The 20,094-nt window shown below is 47.7% G+C and carries 21 protein-coding genes; 16 read left to right on the forward strand and 5 right to left on the reverse strand.

Translation table 11 applies throughout. The features are described from left to right. Positions 1 to 20 precede the first annotated feature (20 nt). Positions 21 to 530, reverse strand: coding sequence for a DoxX family membrane protein (locus tag ACLB09_RS19395; RefSeq protein WP_410771504.1), 510 nt, complete (start codon positions 528 to 530; stop codon positions 21 to 23). A gap of 153 nt (positions 531 to 683) precedes the next feature. Between ACLB09_RS19395 and ACLB09_RS19400 the strand changes: the two genes are divergently transcribed. The 4 genes from ACLB09_RS19400 to corA all read left to right on the forward strand — a co-directional run bounded on the left by ACLB09_RS19400 (position 684) and on the right by corA (position 4,707). Further along, entirely contained in the window at positions 684 to 1,763 is a 1,080-nt protein-coding gene (locus tag ACLB09_RS19400; protein ID WP_410771505.1) for a DUF3048 domain-containing protein, read from the forward strand. A gap of 200 nt (positions 1,764 to 1,963) precedes the next feature. Beyond that, on the forward strand, positions 1,964 to 2,578 hold the full coding sequence (locus ACLB09_RS19405; RefSeq protein WP_410771506.1) for a DUF47 domain-containing protein: 615 nt from the start codon (positions 1,964 to 1,966) through the stop codon (positions 2,576 to 2,578). Positions 2,579 to 2,665: 87 nt separating this feature from the next. After that, positions 2,666 to 3,655: an inorganic phosphate transporter gene (locus ACLB09_RS19410; RefSeq protein WP_410771507.1), complete on the forward strand. Its 990-nt coding sequence runs from the start codon at positions 2,666 to 2,668 to the stop codon at positions 3,653 to 3,655. A gap of 92 nt (positions 3,656 to 3,747) precedes the next feature. Further along, complete coding sequence (gene corA, locus ACLB09_RS19415) at positions 3,748 to 4,707, forward strand: magnesium/cobalt transporter CorA (RefSeq protein ID WP_410771508.1); 960 nt, start codon at positions 3,748 to 3,750, stop codon at positions 4,705 to 4,707. A 16-nt stretch (positions 4,708 to 4,723) separates the two neighbouring features. Here corA and ACLB09_RS19420 read toward each other — a convergent pair whose 3' ends face one another. Then, on the reverse strand, positions 4,724 to 5,212 hold the full coding sequence (locus ACLB09_RS19420) for a hypothetical protein (RefSeq protein WP_410771509.1): 489 nt from the start codon (positions 5,210 to 5,212) through the stop codon (positions 4,724 to 4,726). 249 nt (positions 5,213 to 5,461) lie between these two features. Here ACLB09_RS19420 and ACLB09_RS19425 point away from each other — a divergent pair, with 249 nt between their 5' ends. The 4 genes from ACLB09_RS19425 to rlmD all read left to right on the forward strand — a co-directional run bounded on the left by ACLB09_RS19425 (position 5,462) and on the right by rlmD (position 9,813). Beyond that, positions 5,462 to 5,752 (forward strand): YerC/YecD family TrpR-related protein, encoded by a 291-nt coding sequence (locus tag ACLB09_RS19425; protein ID WP_114498684.1) that lies wholly within the window; start codon positions 5,462 to 5,464, stop codon positions 5,750 to 5,752. A 71-nt stretch (positions 5,753 to 5,823) separates the two neighbouring features. Next, positions 5,824 to 6,603, forward strand: coding sequence for a sirohydrochlorin chelatase (locus ACLB09_RS19430; RefSeq protein ID WP_410771815.1), 780 nt, complete (start codon positions 5,824 to 5,826; stop codon positions 6,601 to 6,603). A 63-nt stretch (positions 6,604 to 6,666) separates the two neighbouring features. Further along, positions 6,667 to 7,548 (forward strand): diacylglycerol kinase, encoded by an 882-nt coding sequence (locus ACLB09_RS19435; protein WP_410771510.1) that lies wholly within the window; start codon positions 6,667 to 6,669, stop codon positions 7,546 to 7,548. A gap of 555 nt (positions 7,549 to 8,103) precedes the next feature. After that, positions 8,104 to 9,813 carry a 23S rRNA (uracil(1939)-C(5))-methyltransferase RlmD gene (rlmD, locus tag ACLB09_RS19440; protein ID WP_410771511.1) on the forward strand — a complete coding sequence of 570 codons (1,710 nt, stop codon included), beginning with the start codon at positions 8,104 to 8,106 and terminating at the stop codon, positions 9,811 to 9,813. A gap of 199 nt (positions 9,814 to 10,012) precedes the next feature. Here the strand turns inward: rlmD and ACLB09_RS19445 are convergent, their stop codons facing one another. Next, complete coding sequence (locus ACLB09_RS19445) at positions 10,013 to 10,948, reverse strand: ketopantoate reductase family protein (protein ID WP_410771512.1); 936 nt, start codon at positions 10,946 to 10,948, stop codon at positions 10,013 to 10,015. 148 nt (positions 10,949 to 11,096) lie between these two features. Here ACLB09_RS19445 and ACLB09_RS19450 point away from each other — a divergent pair, with 148 nt between their 5' ends. The 7 genes from ACLB09_RS19450 to ACLB09_RS19480 all read left to right on the forward strand — a co-directional run bounded on the left by ACLB09_RS19450 (position 11,097) and on the right by ACLB09_RS19480 (position 17,707). Next, the gene (locus ACLB09_RS19450) at positions 11,097 to 11,687 is read left to right on the forward strand and encodes a TetR/AcrR family transcriptional regulator (RefSeq protein WP_410771513.1); all 591 of its coding nucleotides are present in this window, start codon (positions 11,097 to 11,099) and stop codon (positions 11,685 to 11,687) included. 552 nt (positions 11,688 to 12,239) lie between these two features. Continuing rightward, a complete protein-coding gene (locus ACLB09_RS19455) occupies positions 12,240 to 12,914 on the forward strand; it encodes a response regulator transcription factor (RefSeq protein WP_410771514.1) in 675 nt (224 codons plus the stop codon). Next, complete coding sequence (locus ACLB09_RS19460) at positions 12,911 to 14,281, forward strand: sensor histidine kinase (RefSeq protein ID WP_410771515.1); 1,371 nt, start codon at positions 12,911 to 12,913, stop codon at positions 14,279 to 14,281. Before ACLB09_RS19455 ends, ACLB09_RS19460 begins: the two co-directional genes overlap by 4 nt. Before the next feature lie 122 nt (positions 14,282 to 14,403). Next, on the forward strand, positions 14,404 to 15,393 hold the full coding sequence (locus ACLB09_RS19465) for an alpha/beta hydrolase (RefSeq protein ID WP_410771516.1): 990 nt from the start codon (positions 14,404 to 14,406) through the stop codon (positions 15,391 to 15,393). Positions 15,394 to 15,707: 314 nt separating this feature from the next. Continuing rightward, the gene (locus ACLB09_RS19470) at positions 15,708 to 16,697 is read left to right on the forward strand and encodes a tRNA dihydrouridine synthase (protein ID WP_410771517.1); all 990 of its coding nucleotides are present in this window, start codon (positions 15,708 to 15,710) and stop codon (positions 16,695 to 16,697) included. Positions 16,698 to 16,715: 18 nt separating this feature from the next. After that, complete coding sequence (locus tag ACLB09_RS19475) at positions 16,716 to 17,285, forward strand: SF0329 family protein (RefSeq protein ID WP_410771518.1); 570 nt, start codon at positions 16,716 to 16,718, stop codon at positions 17,283 to 17,285. Positions 17,286 to 17,392: 107 nt separating this feature from the next. Then, on the forward strand, positions 17,393 to 17,707 hold the full coding sequence (locus ACLB09_RS19480) for a hypothetical protein (RefSeq protein ID WP_410771519.1): 315 nt from the start codon (positions 17,393 to 17,395) through the stop codon (positions 17,705 to 17,707). 83 nt (positions 17,708 to 17,790) lie between these two features. On the opposite strand, the gene ACLB09_RS19485 is transcribed toward ACLB09_RS19480, so the two are convergent. After that, entirely contained in the window at positions 17,791 to 18,147 is a 357-nt protein-coding gene (locus ACLB09_RS19485; protein ID WP_410771520.1) for a putative zinc-binding protein, read from the reverse strand. A 187-nt stretch (positions 18,148 to 18,334) separates the two neighbouring features. Further along, entirely contained in the window at positions 18,335 to 19,261 is a 927-nt protein-coding gene (locus ACLB09_RS19490) for a DsbA family protein (protein WP_410771521.1), read from the reverse strand. 167 nt (positions 19,262 to 19,428) lie between these two features. Here ACLB09_RS19490 and ACLB09_RS19495 point away from each other — a divergent pair, with 167 nt between their 5' ends. After that, entirely contained in the window at positions 19,429 to 19,989 is a 561-nt protein-coding gene (locus ACLB09_RS19495) for a TetR/AcrR family transcriptional regulator (protein ID WP_410771522.1), read from the forward strand. The last annotated feature ends 105 nt before the right edge of the window (positions 19,990 to 20,094 follow it).

Genomic DNA, 20,094 nt, shown 5'->3' on the forward strand with positions numbered 1-20,094 from the left:
AGGGTCGAATGACCCTTTAGTTACCGGGTTCCGGGGAAAGAGCCGTAATCGTTTTTCCGGCCAAACAGCCGACGCAAATAGGGGAGCACAAAATAATCGAGTCCGATTCGTCCGGCGTTTGCTCCCGCAACGGCGATGAAGATCTGCAGCAGAAGCAACTGCGGATTCGTACTGACTGTTCCTGAGAACAAGAAAGCAAAGTTCATGATCATGCCGAACAAGGCGGCCGCCCAGGTAAAGAGCCCCAAAATCAGGCCAAGTCCGACCAGCACTTCCCCCACGGGTACCAGCACATTAAACAATCCTACGCCCGGCAGGGCAAAATGCTCAAGGAACGAAGCCCACCATCCTTGCACTGCAGGGTGCTCACCGCCGCTTTTTTCAATTGCTCCGGTCAAAAACCCTTTGGCGTCAAATCCGCCCGTTAGTTTTCCCCAGCCTGAAGTCAACCACTCAAAACCCACATAGATCCGGATCGCGGCGAGCAGCCATGAAGCGATCGCGTTGTTTCTCAACCAATGGACAAACATCTGCATTCCTCCTTCTATAATTACTTAATTACACTATAATTAAAATTTTAAATAATTGCTCGCTTTTTCTTGAGCTTTAGTTACAATTATTTCTTTTCGGTGCGACTTTATTCGACGTATAATGAATGTAATACATAGTCAGACGGAGGAATTATGAAATTATCCATCAAGAAAACAAGTTTTCTTTTCCTGCTGTTGTCGGCTTTCCTGTTGCTTCTTTCGGGTTGCGGCCAGAATCAAGGAGCCTCGCTTCCGGCGGACGAGCCTTCGGTCCCGGTGTTTAGCGAAAATAATGAACCGCCTGCGGAGCCAGAAGAAACCGCGGATTTTGCATTTACGGCACCGCTAACGGGCATGCCGCTGGAGGAGCCATTGACCCGGCGTCCGCTGGCGATCATGATCAATAATGCCCCTGCCGCACGGCCTCAATCGGGTTTGGGCGGAGCGGATATCGTTTTTGAAGTGTTGGCGGAGGGCGGAGTGACCCGGCTGGTGTCAATTTTTCATAGTCATGCCGAAGAAGCCAAAATCGGTCCGATCCGTAGCATCCGTCCGTACATGATTGAGTTGGGCGAAAGCTACCACGGGGTTCTGGTCCATGCCGGTGCAAGCAACGACGCGTACGCTGTCCTACAGCAGCAGCATAAAGAAGATCTGGATGAAATCACGAATGCCGGAGCTTATTTCTGGCGGGATAAATCGCGGAAAGCACCGCATAATTTATACTCGAACGTTGAGAAGCTGCTAGAAGGCGCGGCCAAACGCAATTATGATACCGAGGATCCCGAGGTTCCGGCTTACACGTTCCGGGAGAAGGACGAACACATCACCGGAGAACCGGCAAGTTCGGTGGAGATCAAGTTCCAATTGGACAATTATAAGGTAACTTATGAATACGATACGGAGACTCAATTATATAAAAGGTCCATTAACGGCAGTCCGCATACCGATCTGGATTCGGGAGAAACGTTAACCGCCGCCAATGTCGTCGTGTTAGGCGCGGAACATAAAGTGCTCGACGATGTCGGACGGTTGGCTGTCGACCTCAATCTGGGAGGAGAAGCGCTGTTGTTCCAGCAGGGCAAGGTGATCCGCGGACAGTGGATTCACCGTCCGGATGACGTGATCCGTTTCGTGAAAGACAATGTGGAGGTTCCGTTTGTTCCCGGAACTACTTATTTTAATGTCGTTCCGGATCATCCGGATTTCGACAGCCATGTAACGATTCAATAGGCAGTCCGTGTCTGAAAATCTTGTATGATCTTGCATGATTGTGGAGGCTCAAGGATAAGAATGGGAAAGATAGGGTAAATATAAGCAAATGAACATGAAATGTTTGCGACATTATTTCCTATAGGATGACGAGTTGTGTTAGAATATTCAAGTGTGTTACAGGAGTGTAAAATTGACACGTAGAGAAAAGGGGAACCAAGATGAGAGTGAAGAAAAAGGATATCTTTTTCCAAACTTTAGAGAACATGGCGGATACGATTGTGCATTCGGCGGATTATTTCGCACAGCAGGTGACGGAATTTAAGGATGTGGCTCAATTTGCCAAGCAAATGAAGGAATTTGAGTCCAAATGCGACGAATACACACACACCATTATTGTCGAATTAAACAAGACGTTTATTACTCCGATTGAACGTGATGACATCATGAACCTCACGACAACGCTGGACGATGTCATGGATGGTTTGGAAGCGACGACATCCCGTTTTTACATGTATCATCTTAGTGAGCCGGACGAGCATATCGTCCAATTTGCGGAAATTTTGCGCAATTCGGCTTATGAAATTCAAAAGGCGATCCATCTGCTGTCCCAAAAGAAATTGCTGGCCATCCGCGAATATACGATTCGCTTGAACGACCTGGAAAATCAAGGCGACGAACTGCTGCGGATTTGCATCAATGAGTTGTTTGCGAAAGTGACGGATCCGATCGTTCTCATCAAAAAGAAAGAAATTTATGAACGACTGGAAACGACGACCGATGCTTGCGAACACGTAGCGAATATGCTGGAATCCATTATCATGCGCAATTCATAAGTTAAGCCAGGATTTACAATCGATTTTCGGGAGGTTGGGATTGCGCGGATTCATATATAGAGAAACCAGGGTCTGTGCAAAAAAGATATGGATACGAGTCTACTAATTATTCTCATCGTTATCATACTGGCGCTCGCTTTCGACTTTATCAACGGGTTTCACGATACGGCTAATGCGATCGCTACTTCGGTCTCTACGCGGGCTTTGAAGCCGCGGACGGCAATCATGATGGCGGCTGTCATGAACTTTCTCGGGGCGATCATGTTTACCGGGGTGGCCAAGACGATCGGCGGCAGCGTGGCGGACCCCGCCAAGCTGGACAACGGGCTGGAAGTGTTGATTGCGACGCTGCTCGCGGCGATTATCTGGAACCTTATTACCTGGTGGTTCGGGATTCCTTCTTCTTCGTCGCATGCGCTGATCGGCGCCCTGGCCGGAGCCGTTTATGTCGGCGCCGGACCGGACAAGCTGAACATGAGCGGTTTTACGAAGATTATCGAAGGTTTGATCTTCTCCCCGCTTATCGCCTTTGTTGTCGGTTACATCATTATGATGATATTAAAATGGATTTTTGCCAAACGCAGTCCGCATACAGTAAATAAAGGCTTCCGTACGATGCAGATCATCACGGCGGCGATCCAGAGCTTTACGCACGGGACCAACGATGCCCAAAAGGCGATGGGGATTATCACCTTCGCGCTGGTTACGGCCAAGTATCAGGACCATATGGAAGTTCCGCTGTGGGTTAAGCTTTCCGCAGCAACCGCCATGGCTCTGGGAACTTCGATCGGCGGCTGGAAAATCATCAAAACGATGGGTACGAAAATTTTCAAAATCGAACCGATCAACGGATTTGCGGCTGACCTGACGGGCGCATCGGTAATCTTCGGCGCGACGCTGCTCCACTTGCCGGTCAGCACCACGCACGCCATCACCTCGGCGATCCTCGGCGTAGGGTCGGCGAAGCGGTTCTCCGCCGTCAAATGGTCACTTGCCGGGCGGATCGTTATTGCCTGGGTGATCACGATTCCGATCGTGGCCGTGCTTGCGGGCTTGATTTATAAGCTGTTGTTCTAAACCTGTGAATTATTCCCAAGAATACAAAGCCAATCTGACCTAGGTTGGCTTTTCTTCGTATTTAAGCTTGAAAAGTGAGAGGAGAAGTCGCCGTGATTCGAGTGATGGGGATTACGCATGACCATAAGGTGGAGACGGATATCCCGCTGGAGGCGATCGGGGATTCGAAATACGGTTGGATTTGGGTGGATTTTAATGAGCCGAGCGCTGAAGAAGCGGAGAAACTGGACCATTTTTTTCATTTTCATCCGCTGGCCATCGAGGATTGCCTGCACATTTTACAGCGGCCGAAAGTAGACTACTATGAGGATTACCAGTTTCTTGTTCTCCATGCCCTGGACCCGGAGACACTGGGAACGGTTGAAGTGAATCTGTTTATCGGACCCAAATATCTGGTTTCGTTCCATCATCAGAGGCTGAAAGAAATCGATGAAGTATGGGACAGTATCGCGATAAGGACGCAAAACCGGAAAGCCTGGGCGCGCGGTCCCTTTGCCGCGGCCTATATGGTCATTGATGCGTTAGTGGATCAATATTTTCCTTGCGTGTATGCGGTCGAGGACGAACTGGATGAACTGGAAAAACGGGGAAGCCGCGAGTCCGTCGAGCTCCTGATGAATCAGGTGTTTGATCTGCGCAGCAGGCTGCTCAAGCTTCGCCGGACGATCGTGCCGATGCGGGACTTGATGTACCGCATTTTGAATTCGCAGCATATTCAAGGGGAAAAGGAGCCGCGCGCCTATTTTGCCGATATCCATGATCATTTGCTGAAGCTGGGGGAAATGATCGAGAGTGATCGGGAGATGACCGCCGATCTGCGCGACTCCTATATTTCGCTGAATTCCAACCGCATGAACGGAATCATGAAGACATTAACCGTCATCACTACCGTATTTATGCCGCTGACTTTGATCGCCGGAATTTACGGGATGAACTTTGTACATATGCCCGAGTTGCAATGGCGTTACGGCTATTTTGCCGTTCTGGGGATAATGGCCTTACTAAGTGTCTGGATGATTCTCGCGTTTCTGAAACGCGGTTGGTTCAAGTAAAGACGCCGCCGTTGATTTAGCGGCGGCGTTTGACCGTCTTTTTGCGGCTGCGGGAGCCAGAAGTACCCTTGCGGCCTTTTTTGCTCCGGCGCCGATGTTGTGGCTTATACTCGTCGAGCTTTCCGCCTTGCACCTTCGGCCCCTTGCTTCCGGGGAGCAAACCGGCGAACATTTTGGCCATTGGGGCGAACTGTTGAACGGTCTGCATCACTTTTTGCACTTTTCCCATCGTAGCAATAATCCCTTCGATGCCGCCCAGCCGTTCGATCATGCTGCCGATATTGGCCAAGGAGAATCCGCTGGCGGTACTGGCTGCCGTATCCGCTGCCGCCGTGGGCAGCGTAGTCAGTGAGCTTCCGGCCGCCGGAGAGAAGGGGGCGAGTGCGGAAGCCTCGGCTTTGATCGGCAAGTCTGAGGCTTCAAAAGGGTTAATCCCCGGATAAAAGTCGCTGTATGGATAGGAAGGCGGCGTCGCGCTCCGGTGGGGAGATCGGTAATGTGGCATTGTATCACTTTCCTTTTTTTAATATTTTGTTGAAATTTGAACCCGTAAACCCGCCTTTTTAGGCGTTTGTTTACTATACTGTATGTGCCCGGAGGCAAAGGCGTATAGACGAATGTCCCGGTTTGATAGGCAATTGCCGGATTTGGGCGTTCTTTCTGTGATGCGTGAAATCGTTAATGCTTGAAAAGGGGGACTCGGCTACAGTACAATGGGAATGTGGTTACAGTAACATTAGGGGATGATTATCTAGTGCAGCTTAAGAAATTGAATGATAAAACGATTGATCAATTATTCGAAGCGATTCTTACTCTGAAAGACATCGAGGAATGTTATATCTTTTTTGACGATTTGTGCACGGTCAATGAAATCCAATCGCTATCCCAGCGTCTTGAGGTAGCGAGAATGCTTGGCAAGGGGAATACGTACAACCAGATCGAGGCCGAGACCGGAGCCAGTACGGCGACGATTTCCCGGGTCAAACGCTGCTTGAACTACGGCAATGACGGTTATAAAATGTCGCTGGACCGTCTGGGACGCTAAGCATGAATTTTTTTAGCCAACAGGGACGGGAGGAGACTCTGTCCGGGGGGAAGCATGCCCGAAATGCGGACATGCCGTTCAAGCCCGGCGTGCTGGTCATTAGCCATGGCTCGCCCGACCCCGAGTGGGTAGGTCTGGTGGATGAAGCCGTCGCTGCTGCGGCGGCTGATCTGCCGGATACTTTGCCGGTCGAAGCCTCCTTTCTGGAAATCGTGGAGGGCAGGCTTATTCAGGATGGAATCGACCGGCTGGAGGCGCAGGGAGTGAGCGATCTGATCGTCATTCCCTTGTTCGTATCGTCCGGAAGCACGCACATCGATGAAATTGCATACGCCCTTGGCGTTAAGAACACGCCGGAGAAAGAGACCGATATGGAGCGTCTCCGCATCTCCGCTCGCGTGTTTTTTGGCGATCCGGTCGACGACGATCCCGTCATCGCCGAAATGATCTGGGACAAGGTCAAGGCCTTGTCGAGCAAGCCGGAGCGGGAGGTATTGCTGCTGGTGGGGCACGGCAGCATTCATGAAGGTTTCCTGCAACGCTGGGAGCGGGGCATTTCCTCGCTGGCGGCGCGTACGGGCAAACTCAGCGGCTTGGCCGGCGCCGACTTCGCCCTGCTCAATCCCGACAGCGTGCGCCGTAAAGTGAGCTACTGGAGCGAAGAGCGCGGCTATGACGTCATCGTCGCACCGCTCTTCCTGAGCGCGGGATATTTCACGAAGACGGCCATTCCTTCCCGGCTCACCGGCTTATCCTTCCGTTATTCCGGCGACGCCCTGCTGCCTCATCCTTTCCTGGCCCGCTGGATGTCCGGGCAAATATTGAATATAATGAAGTCATTGAGATTATAATGGGAGTTCAGGTGTTTAATAGGTACTGAGCAATCATATAAAAAAACAGGTGGCGTTAATGGAATGAAGAGAGCTAGGTTAATATATAATCCGACATCCGGGCGGGAAGAAATGCGACGGCTTTTGCCGGACGTCCTTGACCGTCTGGATAAGGCCGGAATTGAAACCTCCTGCCATGCTACGGCAGGGGAAGGGGACGCCACGCGCGAAGCGGCGGATGCGGTGGAACGCGGATACGACATCATTATCGCAGCCGGCGGCGACGGTACGTTGAATGAAGTCGTAAACGGGATGGCCGGGAAGGACAATTTGCCCCCGCTGGGGATTTTTCCGCTCGGTACGACCAACGATTTTGCGCGTGCGATGAAGATCCCCAAGCGTTGGGAGGATTATTGCGACCTGGTGATCGAGAACAAAACCCGGCCGATCGATATCGGCAAGGTGAACGGGCGCCACTTCATTAATATTGCCGGCGGAGGCTCCCTGACGGAGCTGACTTATGAGGTGCCGAGCCGGCTCAAAACCCTGATCGGCCAACTGGCTTATTACATGAAAGGGATCGAGAAGATGGCCAGCCTGTCGCCGACCCATCTCATCATCGACGCCGAGGATCATGAGCTGATGGAGGGGGATTTCATGCTGTTCCTGATCGCGAACAGCAATTCCGTAGGCGGCTTCGAGAAACTCGCTCCCGGCGCGGAAATTGACGACGGACTACTCGATGTCATCGCCGTAAAGAAATGCAATTTGGCGGAGTTTATCCGCCTGGTGACGATGGCGCTCCGCGGCGATCACTTCAATGATCCGCACGTTATTTATTTCAAGACGAAGCGGATGGAAGTGACCTCCCCCGATAACGTGCTGCTCAACCTCGACGGCGAGCTCGGCGGAGAACTGCCAGGCGTGTTCGAGATTCTGCCGCAGCATTTGCGGATCTTCGCTTAGCGAAGAGGATCGGCGTAAAAGGTGATCCATGCTAGAAGTGTCTGGTATTCGGCGAAGGAGACTCTTTGTTAGTTAAACTAACTAGAGCTGTGCGGATGAGAGGTGGTTCTCATCCCCGAGGTTTGCCGGCCGAGGCCGATGATGGCAGTTGAGGCTGGTTAATGGGTGCTTTGTGTCCCATAAGCCAAGTAGGGCGACATTTAACTGGATTTTATACAGGTAATTTCGAGAAATCGGCTAAATGTGAAGCATTAACTGTAGAACCTACAGCTAAATTGAGGGATCCACGCGCAAAAGTCCTTTTTTCATAAAAATAGATGTAGTTTTTCCAGTTAATTAGCTTATGTACGCGTAAGTTGCGAAATTAGATGTATGAAATCCAGTTAGTTGAATTGAACATGTCGTGTATTTGCTGATCCCCTGCCCGCCGGCGGGGGTTTTGTGCGGATGGAAGTTTGTGCGGTTAGATGCGGCGGGATAAAAACGAGCAAGTTCCGGTTAAGATGAGAGTAAAGCAAGCGCGGAATTAAAGCGGATAGAAATGAGGCAATGAAAATGACGAAACAGCAGGGGCAAAACAGGCAGAATCAGGCGCGGAGGGACTCGAAAGGGAAGCGGACGGAGAGCGGGCGGCAGGGGCAGAACGGGGAGAGCCGGCGGATCCAAGCCGGAAAAGGGACGAACGGGGAGAGTCAGCAGATGCGCTCTGGGAACGGGCAGAAAGGTATTATACGATCAGGAGCAGTGGCTAACGGTGGCGGCCGGGGACGAAATGGCGCTGGCTCCGCACCGAATAGAAGAAATCGCGAGGGAAATTCGAGTCAGACGCAAATCGAGGGCTTGCCTGTCACGAAAAATGACGAGGTCGTTATCGAGATCATCGGCATGAATCATGACGGGGAGGGCGTGGGGCGCGCGGAAGGGTATACGCTTTTTGTGCAGGGAGCCCTACCCGGCGAAAAAGTCCGGGTTAAGGTGCTCAAGACGAAAAAGCAGTACGGCTACGCCAAGCTGGTGGACGTGCTTACGCCGAGCCCGGACCGCGTGGCTGCGCCCTGCCCGATCTACGACCAGTGCGGCGGCTGCCAGCTGCAGCACTGGAGCTACGCCGGGCAGCTCGCCTGGAAGCGGCAGCACGTGGCCGATGCGCTGGAGCGCATCGGCAAGCTGCACGTGGCGGGCGAACCGCAGGCGGCGGCGGGGGCGGAAGAAGGCGCCGAAGCCGCTGAGCGCGGCCCCGGCATCACCGTGCTGCCGACGTTGGGCATGGCAGAGCCTTGGCGCTACCGCAACAAGGCTCAAGTGCCTGTCGGCGTCACGGACGGCGCGCTGGTCGGCGGGTTTTACGCCCGCGGCAGCCACCGTATCGTCGATATGGAAACGTGCTTAATTCAGCACGAGCATAACGACGATGTGGTGGGCCGCGTGAAGGCCATCGCCCGCAATTTGGGCGTCACCGCCTACGACGAGGAGACCGGGCGCGGATTATTGCGCCATGTCGTCGTGAAGAAGGCGTTCCGCACGGGCGAGATGATGCTGGTGCTTGTGACCAATGGCCGGGATATCCCGCACGCCGATGCCTGGATCGGCCTGATCCGGGAGCAAATCCCGCACGTGGTCAGCATCTGCCAGAACGTTAACACCAAGCAAACTAACGTCATCTTCGGGGACGAGACTCGTGTCCTCTGGGGTCGAGACGTTATTTATGATTATATAGGCGATGTCCAGTTTGCGATCTCGGCGCGTTCTTTTTACCAGGTGAACCCGGTTCAGACCGAAGTGCTATACGGAAAAACCGTGGAGTACGCCGGACTGACCGGCCACGAAACCGTCATTGACGCTTACTGTGGGATCGGTACCATTTCGCTGTTCCTGGCCCAACATGCCGAACGCGTATACGGTGTGGAAATCGTCAAAGAAGCGATAGAAGACGCCCGCGCCAACGCTAAATTGAATGAAATGAAGCATGTGACGTTTGAGGTGGGCGCATCGGAAGATGTCATCCCTCGCTGGAAAGAGCAGGGCATCGAAGCCGACGTCATCGTCGTAGACCCGCCACGCAAAGGCTGCGATCCGCGCCTGCTTGAGACGATCCTGGAGATGAAGCCGGAGCGGGTGGTGTACGTCTCGTGCAATCCTTCGACATTGGCGAGAGACTTGCGAATCCTGGAAGATGGCGGATACCGGACGGTGGAGGTGCAGCCGGTGGATATGTTCCCGCATACGGTGCATGTGGAGTCAGTGGCGATGTTGGTTAGGGTGTAGTGTTTTTGAAGCTACATTACCTGTTTTAATAAATAGCTACTTTGCCCGAAGCTTCTAAAGCTCGGGCTATAATTGTTACAACCAAAGTAATTCATTCAGCGAAGGGCATTTGATGAGGCTTCCGTTCGTCGGATGATAGTTTTATATAATCATTAGTAGAGTTGATGTTGGTCTGAACAATATCAAGTTTTCCAGTTTATCAGTTTTCAATAGCTTTGTGTTGTTCAGTGTTTTCTAATGCCACAGTAAGACGTGGCAAAGGTATACCTAACTTTTTTGCTTCTCTCACAACTTCAAGTACTGCAAAACCGGCTTTACTATTGTTGTATTCAATGAAAAGTCGTGGTAAGCTGCCCTTTGCAAAAATAACCTTGTTAAACAGCGTGCCGAGAAGTGCCGATGGAATCTTGGTCAACAGTAGAGTAATCGCGTCCGTCTTTGCGCCTCTTGCTTTAAGTACAGGGGTCATTTCCCGCATACTCTTACCGACATTTGCGAATGAGTCACTATGATTCATGAGTGCTGGGAAACTTCCCCGTTTTAACACCTCGGTCTCCATCGCCGCATTCATGGCAAAGTGATTCCATAGCCAGCTTTGCATATCCTTTATCCAATTGATTTTAAAATGGGCACTTTCAAATAGTTCTTTGACCTTGTTGTTTATCTGTTCAGTGCCTACCCGTGGTTTTTCCAGAAATATCATTTTTAAAAAGCCGCCCCTAAGCTTATTGTCCTCAATGCCGCCTCCTGCTCCTGGGAACCCAAAGACAACATTGTTCATAGACAAGGGCAAGATCGATGATTTTAAATCTTGCCAAATATTATTGAATATTAGGATCGGGGTGTTACCAGCGGTAGTCGATAGTAATTGTGCTGCTTCGGGAAGTTGCTCCGTGTTGACACTCGCAATAATGAGATCGTAATTTGGGCTTATCTCCTCATGCAGCTTGACTTTCCAGCTTTCTTGGATTAACTGTTTCCCTCTTCGTGCGTCCCACATTTCAAGCGCTATATGACTTCCGAAGGATTCTTTTCTCCCTTTTCTAACGTAAAACTCAACGGTATGCCCTGCCTTTTCTAAAGCCCACGCGTATTGGGTCGATATTACACCTCTACCGAAAAATAAAATTCTCATCTTAGCCTCCTAAATATCCATATTCATCCTTGTTGATGATCAAACAACGTGTTGTATAATGTATTGTATAGATTCACTATCCGGTCATCAACCATCAGATTTTTAATATCTGTCGTATAATCAATTGAACAGAAAATGGAGGTAAATAATGAAAAAGCAACCTGAAATTACGGACAAAACAAGGCAGACATTCATAAATGTATTCTGCGATTTATATAGCCGAAAACCAATTGAAAAAATATCCATTCAAGAGATTGCTAACCAATCAGGATATAATCGGAGTACATTTTATCAATACTTTACAGATATCTATGAGTTGTTGGACTGCGTTGAAGATCGTGTTTTGAAATCCATTAACGAGGAAATGGCAGGCAGAGAGTTTTCTACACATACTTTCCAAGATGCACTTCAATGTTTGGAAAATGCAGAGGAAATTTCAGTTCTTAAAGCTATCTTGGGCGACTATGGTTCTGTTCATTTTGTGGAACGCTTGAAAAAAGAAATTCCCTTTGAGCGGTTGATTGTCGATTTTCCAACAGATGATGTCTTGGCACCATACATCATCGAGTTTTACATATCAACATTAATATCTATGTTTCGTCTTTGGATACGCAGAGGCAAAGATCTATCTTCGGAAGAATTGATCAAGCTGATAGATAGTCTATTTGCAAAGGGGATAACACCGTATCATATCTTTGGCACGGTCAATCCGCAGCGTTCTGATTTGAATAAAAAGTAAAGGGACGAGGAGAAAGAGAATGAGGGACTTACTGTAACAGAATCCCTGATACTAGGGTCTCTTCCCTAATCATTTTGGACATCTAAGGATATGGTAAAGTATTCAACAATCGGAAGACTGAGTAAGGATGCTTTACAGGATATATATCCGCTAATTAAAGAAATGGGGAATTATGAACAATTACCTTGTCACGTAAAAGCGGCTGATATAAGATTGCTTGAATAGGTGAATGCAGCCACATCGTATTAGGTTATTGTACCGTCAGCACTCATCTCATGTGGAAGCCGTATGTTCTTTAGAATATAAGGTTTTTTGATCTCTTACTGATCGAGAAAGTGAACTCTTCCTCAAAATTCTTGGCTAAATTGGCCGAAGATCTATAGAATGTTGTTTCAAACTGTCGCAACATGAAGGATATCGAAGGCACCTGATCGGGTGCCTTTTGCTATTACCCTAGAGTCGCTGTAAGATTGTACGCCTTATATCTCGGTGGTAATATAGTTTTGATTAGCCCTTTGGTGAATTCAATGTAGGATGGAAAAGAGGGATAAGATGCCTACTATACTAGTTGCTGATGATGATGCCAACATTCGCGAACTTGTCTGTTTATTTCTGCGCAACGACGGATTCCAAACAGTCGAAGCCACGGACGGCAAGGAAGCACTGACCGTTTTTGCCGGGGCGCATATTGATCTTGTCGTGCTCGATATTATGATGCCGGTAATGGATGGATGGACGTTATGCAAGGAGCTCCGAAAAGCCAATCCTGATCTTCCGATACTGATGCTGACTGCGAGAGGTGAAACATGGGAGAAAGTGATGGGATTTGAACTTGGGACGGACGATTATTTGACGAAACCATTCGATCCGTTAGAATTGACGGTTCGCGTCAGATCATTATTGAAACGATATCGGATTGGCTCCGCACAGACAATACAATTACGCAACATCCTACTTGATCGGCAGACTTATAAAGTGAGGATAGGTACGGAGTCGCTCACATTGCCGCTCAAGGAGTTTGAATTGCTGTATAAGCTCGCCGGAACCCCCGGGCAAGTCTATACGCGCGAGCAGTTGATCGATCAAATTTGGGGGATCGATTACACCGGAGATGATCGAACTGTAGACGTTCATATTAAACGCCTGCGCGAACGGTTCGCGGCGACGCCCGATTTTCGGATCGAAACGGTGCGCGGGCTTGGCTACCGTCTTGAGGTATATGAATGATCAAATCTCTGTATATTCGTGTTGTCCTGACCTTTCTTGTCTCGGTCATCGCGGGCACATTCATTTCTTTCTTTGTGACGACCCGGATCTTCGAAGAAAAATTGAATGAAAACGCTCAAATCAATCTGCGTAATTTCGGCCAAGACGTTGTAGGGATTTACAATGCTCTTCCGTTACGCGAAGCGGACTTATTCTTAAGTAAAATGAAGCAACTCGACGCCTATTATATTCGGATTTACGAAGCAACGGGGCAATTCGAGTCCTATGGAAATCTAAAGGGGCACAAGCCTGCCACTGTGACGACGGAGCAATTAAAGAAAGTAATAAATGGAAGCGTTGTTCAAGACAATCCGAATGGTATTGCTGCGATCCTCTTAGGGCTGCCGTTGCAAACGGAAGGGGGAACGAAGGCGATGTTCTTGGAGATGCTTCCACCTCCTTCCGCCTCTTTTGTCTTCAAGTGGGCATGGATATTTGCAGCCTGTTCGTTGGTTGCAGGAAGCATGTTGATTCTGGTTGCCTCTGTGTTTTTGGTAAGTCCGATCAAAAAGCTGACCATAGCGACCAGGCGTATAGCAGCTGGAGATTTCAACATCAAGCTGAATATTAAGCAGGAGGGTGAACTAGGTACTTTAGCTCGCAGTTTCGAAGAAATGATGCGCGATCTACAACAGCTTGAACAGATGCGCAGGGAATTCGTTGCGAACGTGTCGCACGAGGTTCAGTCCCCGCTCACCTCCATATCAGGCTATGCTCTTGTGCTTAAGCAAGATGGTCTCTCAGATCAAGAACGAAGCCGTTATCTAGACATTATTATTGCTGAAGCAGATCGGATGTCCAAGATGAGCGACAGCTTGCTCAAACTGAGTTTACTTGAATCGCAGTCACAGCAACTTCGGCCAGCCATGTTCGGCCTTGATGAACAAATCCGGCGGGTCATCGTGGCACTCCAGCCGCAATGGTCTGCGCGCAACATCTCCTTCGAACTCCATTTGAAGGCCGTTCAGTTCATGGCTGATTATGATCTATTGAATCAAGTATGGACAAACGTAATCGGCAATAGCATCAAATTTTCACAGAATGGCGGCGTTATCGCCATCAGCATGAAACAAGATACCAAAAATGTGACAGTCCGAATATCCGATTCAGGAATCGGTATTTCCCTGGAGGATCAGAAACGTATCTTCGAACGTTTTTTTAAAGCCGATCGTTCCCATAGTCGCCAGTATAGCGGCAGCGGCATGGGGCTTGCCATCGTTAAACAGATCGTATCGCTTCATCAAGGAGATATCCAAGTGGAAAGCGAGCTTGACCGAGGAACGACCATTATTGTCACCTTGCCAAAAACGACACCAACCGAAAGTTAGATTCCTGGAATGTTTGCTTAGTTCATATTCAGTTCATATTGTCGTCATGGAAAGGACATCTGGATTGGTTAGACTTGCATTAGCGGTCTGCTACGCCATGAAACGGATAACGACAGGAGTGGATGAGTTTGACACAAGCAGCAGGAAAGGAAATACGGAGCGTTTCAAAAACAAAGAGAGTACTACGCATTGTGCTTAAAATAATCGTCGCAGTTATTATAGCCATCCTGCTTTTTGTTGCCATCGTGTATACGGTTAACAAAATCAGCAGTCATTCGGAACAAAAAAGAATGGAGCAATACGGTCAGCTAGTATCTGTAGATGGGAAGCAAATGAATGTTTCCATTCAAGGTCAAGGAGAAGAAACCGTTGTGATTCTACCCGGTTTTGGAACAGCGGCACCCGCACTTGACTTTAAGCCGCTCATAGCAGAGTTATCCCCGAATTATAAAGTCGTCGTGATTGAGCCTTTTGGTTACGGATTGAGTGATCAGACCGGGAAGGAGCGCAGTACGGCAAATATCGTAAGTGAATTTCATGAAGCGTTGCAGAACCTCGGTATTAATCGTTATATCCTCATGGGTCATTCCATTTCGGGGCTCTATAGTCTGAGTTATGTGAACCAATATCCAAACGAAGTGAGGGCGTTTATTGGGCTGGATAGCAGTGTTCCATCGCTAAGTGAACAGAAGATTGATTCGTCAGTAACAGAACCGATTAAATGGTTCCGCAACCTGGGCTTCGCCCGTTTACAATTGAAACTGAGTGCAGACCCTTATACCGGGCTGCCCTATGATGAACAAACTAAAGAACAATTGGATATTCTGATACGCAAAAATATGTATAATACAACTCAATTAAATGAGGCAGAGAGTATGTATTCCAACTTTAAAGCTGCTGAACGGCTAACCTTTCCACCCAATTTGCCTGTCCTTTTCTTTGTCCAAGCGAATCACCCTGTGACGGACCAATGGATCCCTGAACATGAGAAGCAAATAGAGGAGTCTTTATATGGAGAAATGGTCTTGTTGGACGCGGGACATTATCTATATCGTTCCCATTCGAAGGAAATCGCTGAAAAATTCAGGGGGTTTATGCAGGGAATCCAATGATTTCTTCCATTATGGCGGGTAATATGGATGTTAGAATTTAGCGAATAACAGCCTATATGAACAGAAGACACCAGGAAATTCCTGCGTGTCTTCTGTTTTATGCTTATGCAGAATCAGATGTACAAATCGATCGCTACTGAAGTTGAAGGGAACAGTAAAGAGGGCGTCCCGGTTTTTTTGAATTTATTGGGTAAGTGTACTTCACCCGGGGGTATGATATACTCGTTTAGATGTCTACCATTAATAGACAGGTTGATTTTACCACTTCGGGATAAGGATTATTCATTCCCGGCATTTATAGAGAGGTTTATAATATGACAAATAATTTCTGGCGTGAATTGCCACGGCCATTTTTTATACTGGCTCCTATGGAAGATGTGACGGATGTTGTGTTCCGCCATGTCGTAAGTGAAGCGGCCAGACCGGATGTGTTTTTTACGGAGTTTGCGAACACGGAGAGTTATTGCCACCCGGAGGGCAACCATAGTGTGCGCGGGCGGTTGACTTTTACGGAGGATGAACAGCCCATGGTAGCGCATATCTGGGGAGACAAGCCGGAATACTTCCGTCAAATGAGCATCGGTATGGCAAAAGAAGGCTTCAAAGGCATCGATATTAATATGGGGTGCCCTGTAGCGAATGTAGCGGAGAACGGGAAGGGGAGCGGCCTGATCTGCCGTCCTGAAATCGCAGCGGAGATCATCCAGGCTGCCAAAGCCGGGGGATTGCCCGTCAGTGTAAAAACAAGGCTCGGTTTTAGTGACGTAGACGAATGGCGCGGTTGGCTAACCCATATTTTGAAGCAAGACATTGTAAATTTGTCCATTCATCTGCGCACCAGAGAAGAAATGAGCAAAGTGGATGCTCACTGGGAACTGATTCCGGAGATTAAGAAGCTTCGGGATGAGGTGGCGCCGGATACCCTTTTGACCATTAACGGGGATATCCCTGACCGTCAGACCGGCCTCAAGCTCGCTGAGCAATACGGAGTGGATGGGATCATGATCGGGCGCGGTATTTTTCATAATCCGTTTGCATTTGAGAAGGAGCCGAAGGAGCACAGCAGTGAGGAATTGCTTGATTTGCTGCGTCTGCATCTGGATCTCCATGATCAATATTCAGAACTGCAACCACGTTCGTTCAGACCTCTTCAACGCTTCTTCAAAATATACGTCCGCGGATTTCGAGGGGCAAGTGAGTTAAGAAATACGTTAATGAACACCAGGTCTACAAGCGAAGTGCGTGCGCTGCTGGATGAGTTTGCAAGCAAGGAACAGGATGAGGCCGAGGAACACGGGGAATAAGCAACTGAGGGGGATATCATGTCCTGGAGTAAATTGAAGCAGCAACTGGAGGGCTTTCTCAGTCCTGCGTTAAATGGAAGGGTCGAATACCGCGCGCCAGGGTACCGTTATCTGCCTGATAAATCAGGGATTTGTTATATTTTAGTAGATAAAAAGAATGTACTCCAGATGAGTGATAAAACGAACTCCATCCGATGGTATCAATCCGAGCAGGAAATTAAGAATGATCCGGATATCCAAGTTCCTGTCAGCAGTGACGAAATTGAAGCCGTCAGACAAGGCACCAAGGGTCCAGTGCCGGAGGATCGTTTAATAGTGATGGCCAGAAGCAGAAAAAGTACGGAACATGCAAAAGAGCTTTTATCAGCACAAGCTTCATTAAGTAAATCCAATTTTATCGCGGTGGCTAATAAGTTTTTAACAACTCCTATAGAGGAAAGCCTGGAAAGCAACGATATTTTGCTGAATGTTCTAGCCTTGGTGGACAAAAGAGTCGGTAAAAAGCGGATCATAAATATGTCCGACAAGATTAAGTTAAAGCATCCGATTGTGCAGTATTTTTATGAAATGCGGCGTAATGTATTGTGAAGTGTGGCTATAAGTAAGTCTCAAATATTTGGATTTCGATGAGCAAGGCTGTCGAGCAAGTGGATAAAACAAGAAGTCACAATTAGATTTCATTAAGGAGTGGTCAATTGAGAAAGCATAAACCGATGTCGTTTGACGAATTGTTGAAGGATCTGCAAGGACAAAACAAGACCGAGGGAGATCACAATTTTGTTGAGCTAGACCAGTTGTTCACGGACTCGTTCATGGCGAAGCATTCCGGTTCTATGAATTTTGCGGCTTTTTTAGAGAAGGGGAACTTTCAAGTCAAGACATATGAAGATATCCGCAACATACCTGACGAACTTTTCGACCGGTATATCGATAGAGAGACGGATTATGCGAATTGGGAATCAATGCTTGAAGCGGCGAACAGAGAGTATGCCGGGCAAGAGAAGAAATAGAATGTGAAGTTGCAAAGCCAGCAGTAAATAAAATCCTGTCCGCGATATGCGAACAGGATTTTTTGGGGATGAGATCTTTTGATTTACTTGATGTGTTCAAGAATTTGATTATAGGCGTTCTGGACATGCTGGGGGTTAGGATCTTCTCCAAGACGTTTGGGCACATCGAAGTTCGATAAGTCAAAATGATGCTTAGGTTGGACGTTATGCCTAGCTAAACAGCTCTTGCAGCAGGCCAACGGGCAACCGTCAATGGCTATGATGTCACGTCCCGACTTTGCTGTTCTGACAAGCGGTTTTACATCACCTCCGACACCGGCGATGCAGGACATTTCGGCGATCTTTTCCCGATCCATTTTAATCGCAATCCGGTTAGCGGTCTGTGCAGCCGAGGAACATCCGGAACATGAATAGACAAGAGGCAGATCATTTTTTTTCATTGGCTATCCCTCTCCATTTCAACAAAGTAATTGTCAGTATAATCCGAGATTACGGATTGAATTGTGAGGCGGGTCACTATTGGTTAGGAGAACCTCGGTTGCCACACAAGTATGGTGCTCGGGATAGTAAAGCCTTTCTCGCAGCTTCGCCTCTACGGAACTTGAAGTTCTGGATCTGCTTCTACCGTTACTTTTGTTTTAATGTGAAATAGGACTCCCCTAAAATTTCATTCGCTTGATAATGATCTGGCGAAAGCTCTTTCTCTATAAGATTGTGGACTTCTGATTGTTCAACATCATACATGACTTCAATTTCTTTGGAAAATAGAAGTTTTTCCTTTTCAATCAAGCTGGAAAGGGAAGGGAGTGGTTTGGGTTGCAGTTCTTCCCCATTAAGAACTTGTTTTAAACCGTTAATATAGTAGTCCAACGGACGACCGCCAACGATTTTCACGCCTTTATTCTCCTCATTGGTCATGATAATGGTCGGAAAGCCTCTGACCCCTAAGCTCCTGGCTTGCGCAAAATCTTCCTCCAATAATTGTTGACTAACTGGTTGCTCGGCTTCATTCACAATAGTTTCTCCATCAAGACCAAGTTTGTTTACGATTTCAATCATAACGGGTTTATCAGAAATATTTTGATTGAATGCGAAGAGCGCTTCTCTTGAGCGGCGCAAATATTCAGACGCAATTGCATCGGAATGATATTTTTGGATCACCTTGAATACACGTGAGGGCGGGTAGGAGGACTGAACCGGATTATCAATCATCAAAGTCCCGTCAATGGGCATTCTGTAATGTTCCCCAACTTCTCTCCAGTGAACGGCAACGTCGGCTGGTTTATAAATTCCGTTGGCAGGATCGATGGGTCCATCATGCCATTTTTCGAGCAACCCACCCATAACGGTATGAAACTTGAAATAATGTCCATATTGATGTTCAAAGCGACGAAGAACCGGTTCCAGAGCCCAGCAATGAGAGCAAATCGGATCGGTTGCATAATAAAGATGAACGGCTTTGGGAGGTTGATTAAAATCAATAATCTCCATGACTTCCTCGCCAACTTCTCCGCATACTCCTGTTTTGATATCGCAAATCATATTATTGTTCATGTCATTTCCCTCATCTCTCATTAATCCCTTTCAAAGGTGCTTGCATGCAATTTGCCAGTAATTGAAGCTTATATCATAATTAAAATAATCAACACCAATAGTTCCGTGGATTTGTCGTATACGCAACACATTATGAAATTTGTAAAAAAAGTAGGTGTATTAACTTAATGACGCAATCAAAGACGGACCCCCGAGTGCTGCGTACTCGCAAATTAATAATGGATTCTTTCATTGAGCTTTCAGGGAAAAAGGAATTCAAGGATATTACCATTAAGGATATAACTACAGAAGCCATGATTAATCGTGCAACTTTTTATTATCATTTTGAAGATATCTACGACTTATTAGAAAAAGCATTATCGGAAGTTTTACTCGTTCAATTGAATTATGACTTCTACCAACATGAAGAGCTAAATGAGGAAGTCCTCGTCAGTATCTTTAAAGCAGTTACCAATTTTCAAAAGTCGTTGTCCAATCGTTGCCATAGAGCTTACGAAGATTCTATTGCCCGTATTATACGGGAACAGCTTGAAATCATTTTTTACAAAATGTTGCGCAAACCAATAAATAGAACTGAAGAGGATGAAGCGCTAAAAGTTACAGCTGTCTTATTAAGCTGGGGAATTTACGGGGCTTCTGTAGAATGGAGAAGAGATAGTAAGGAGAAGTCTCCCGAAGAATTTATTAGATTAGTCATTCCTTATATTCAGAAGGGGATCGGAGAGTAGCTCCAAAACAATATTTATGGAATTAATTTAAAATGTGGAAATAAAATGGAATAGTAGTACAGTTAAAACCTGTGGCATGTCTAAATAGGCGGGCTGCAGATAAAC

It is taken from the genome of Fontibacillus forbon (assembly GCF_046559655.1).
Lineage (GTDB): Bacteria > Bacillota > Bacilli > Paenibacillales > Paenibacillaceae > Fontibacillus.

Excerpts from the sequence above, each read along its gene's own strand:
- ACLB09_RS19410 (WP_410771507.1), top strand. The coding sequence starts at position 2,666 with ATGGATACGAGTCTACTAATTATTCTCATCGTTATCATACTGGCGCTC.
- ACLB09_RS19455 (WP_410771514.1), top strand. The coding sequence starts at position 12,240 with ATGCCTACTATACTAGTTGCTGATGATGATGCCAACATTCGCGAACTT.
- rlmD (WP_410771511.1), top strand. The coding sequence starts at position 8,104 with ATGACGAAACAGCAGGGGCAAAACAGGCAGAATCAGGCGCGGAGGGAC.
- ACLB09_RS19395 (WP_410771504.1), bottom strand. The coding sequence starts at position 530 with ATGTTTGTCCATTGGTTGAGAAACAACGCGATCGCTTCATGGCTGCTC.
- ACLB09_RS19405 (WP_410771506.1), top strand. The coding sequence starts at position 1,964 with ATGAGAGTGAAGAAAAAGGATATCTTTTTCCAAACTTTAGAGAACATG.
- ACLB09_RS19450 (WP_410771513.1), top strand. The coding sequence starts at position 11,097 with ATGAAAAAGCAACCTGAAATTACGGACAAAACAAGGCAGACATTCATA.
- ACLB09_RS19460 (WP_410771515.1), top strand. The coding sequence starts at position 12,911 with ATGATCAAATCTCTGTATATTCGTGTTGTCCTGACCTTTCTTGTCTCG.
- ACLB09_RS19400 (WP_410771505.1), top strand. The coding sequence starts at position 684 with ATGAAATTATCCATCAAGAAAACAAGTTTTCTTTTCCTGCTGTTGTCG.
- ACLB09_RS19420 (WP_410771509.1), bottom strand. The coding sequence starts at position 5,212 with ATGCCACATTACCGATCTCCCCACCGGAGCGCGACGCCGCCTTCCTAT.
- ACLB09_RS19475 (WP_410771518.1), top strand. The coding sequence starts at position 16,716 with ATGTCCTGGAGTAAATTGAAGCAGCAACTGGAGGGCTTTCTCAGTCCT.
- ACLB09_RS19445 (WP_410771512.1), bottom strand. The coding sequence starts at position 10,948 with ATGAGAATTTTATTTTTCGGTAGAGGTGTAATATCGACCCAATACGCG.
- ACLB09_RS19470 (WP_410771517.1), top strand. The coding sequence starts at position 15,708 with ATGACAAATAATTTCTGGCGTGAATTGCCACGGCCATTTTTTATACTG.
- ACLB09_RS19490 (WP_410771521.1), bottom strand. The coding sequence starts at position 19,261 with ATGAACAATAATATGATTTGCGATATCAAAACAGGAGTATGCGGAGAA.
- ACLB09_RS19495 (WP_410771522.1), top strand. The coding sequence starts at position 19,429 with ATGACGCAATCAAAGACGGACCCCCGAGTGCTGCGTACTCGCAAATTA.
- ACLB09_RS19485 (WP_410771520.1), bottom strand. The coding sequence starts at position 18,147 with ATGAAAAAAAATGATCTGCCTCTTGTCTATTCATGTTCCGGATGTTCC.
- ACLB09_RS19430 (WP_410771815.1), top strand. The coding sequence starts at position 5,824 with ATGCCGTTCAAGCCCGGCGTGCTGGTCATTAGCCATGGCTCGCCCGAC.
- ACLB09_RS19465 (WP_410771516.1), top strand. The coding sequence starts at position 14,404 with ATGAGTTTGACACAAGCAGCAGGAAAGGAAATACGGAGCGTTTCAAAA.
- ACLB09_RS19435 (WP_410771510.1), top strand. The coding sequence starts at position 6,667 with ATGAAGAGAGCTAGGTTAATATATAATCCGACATCCGGGCGGGAAGAA.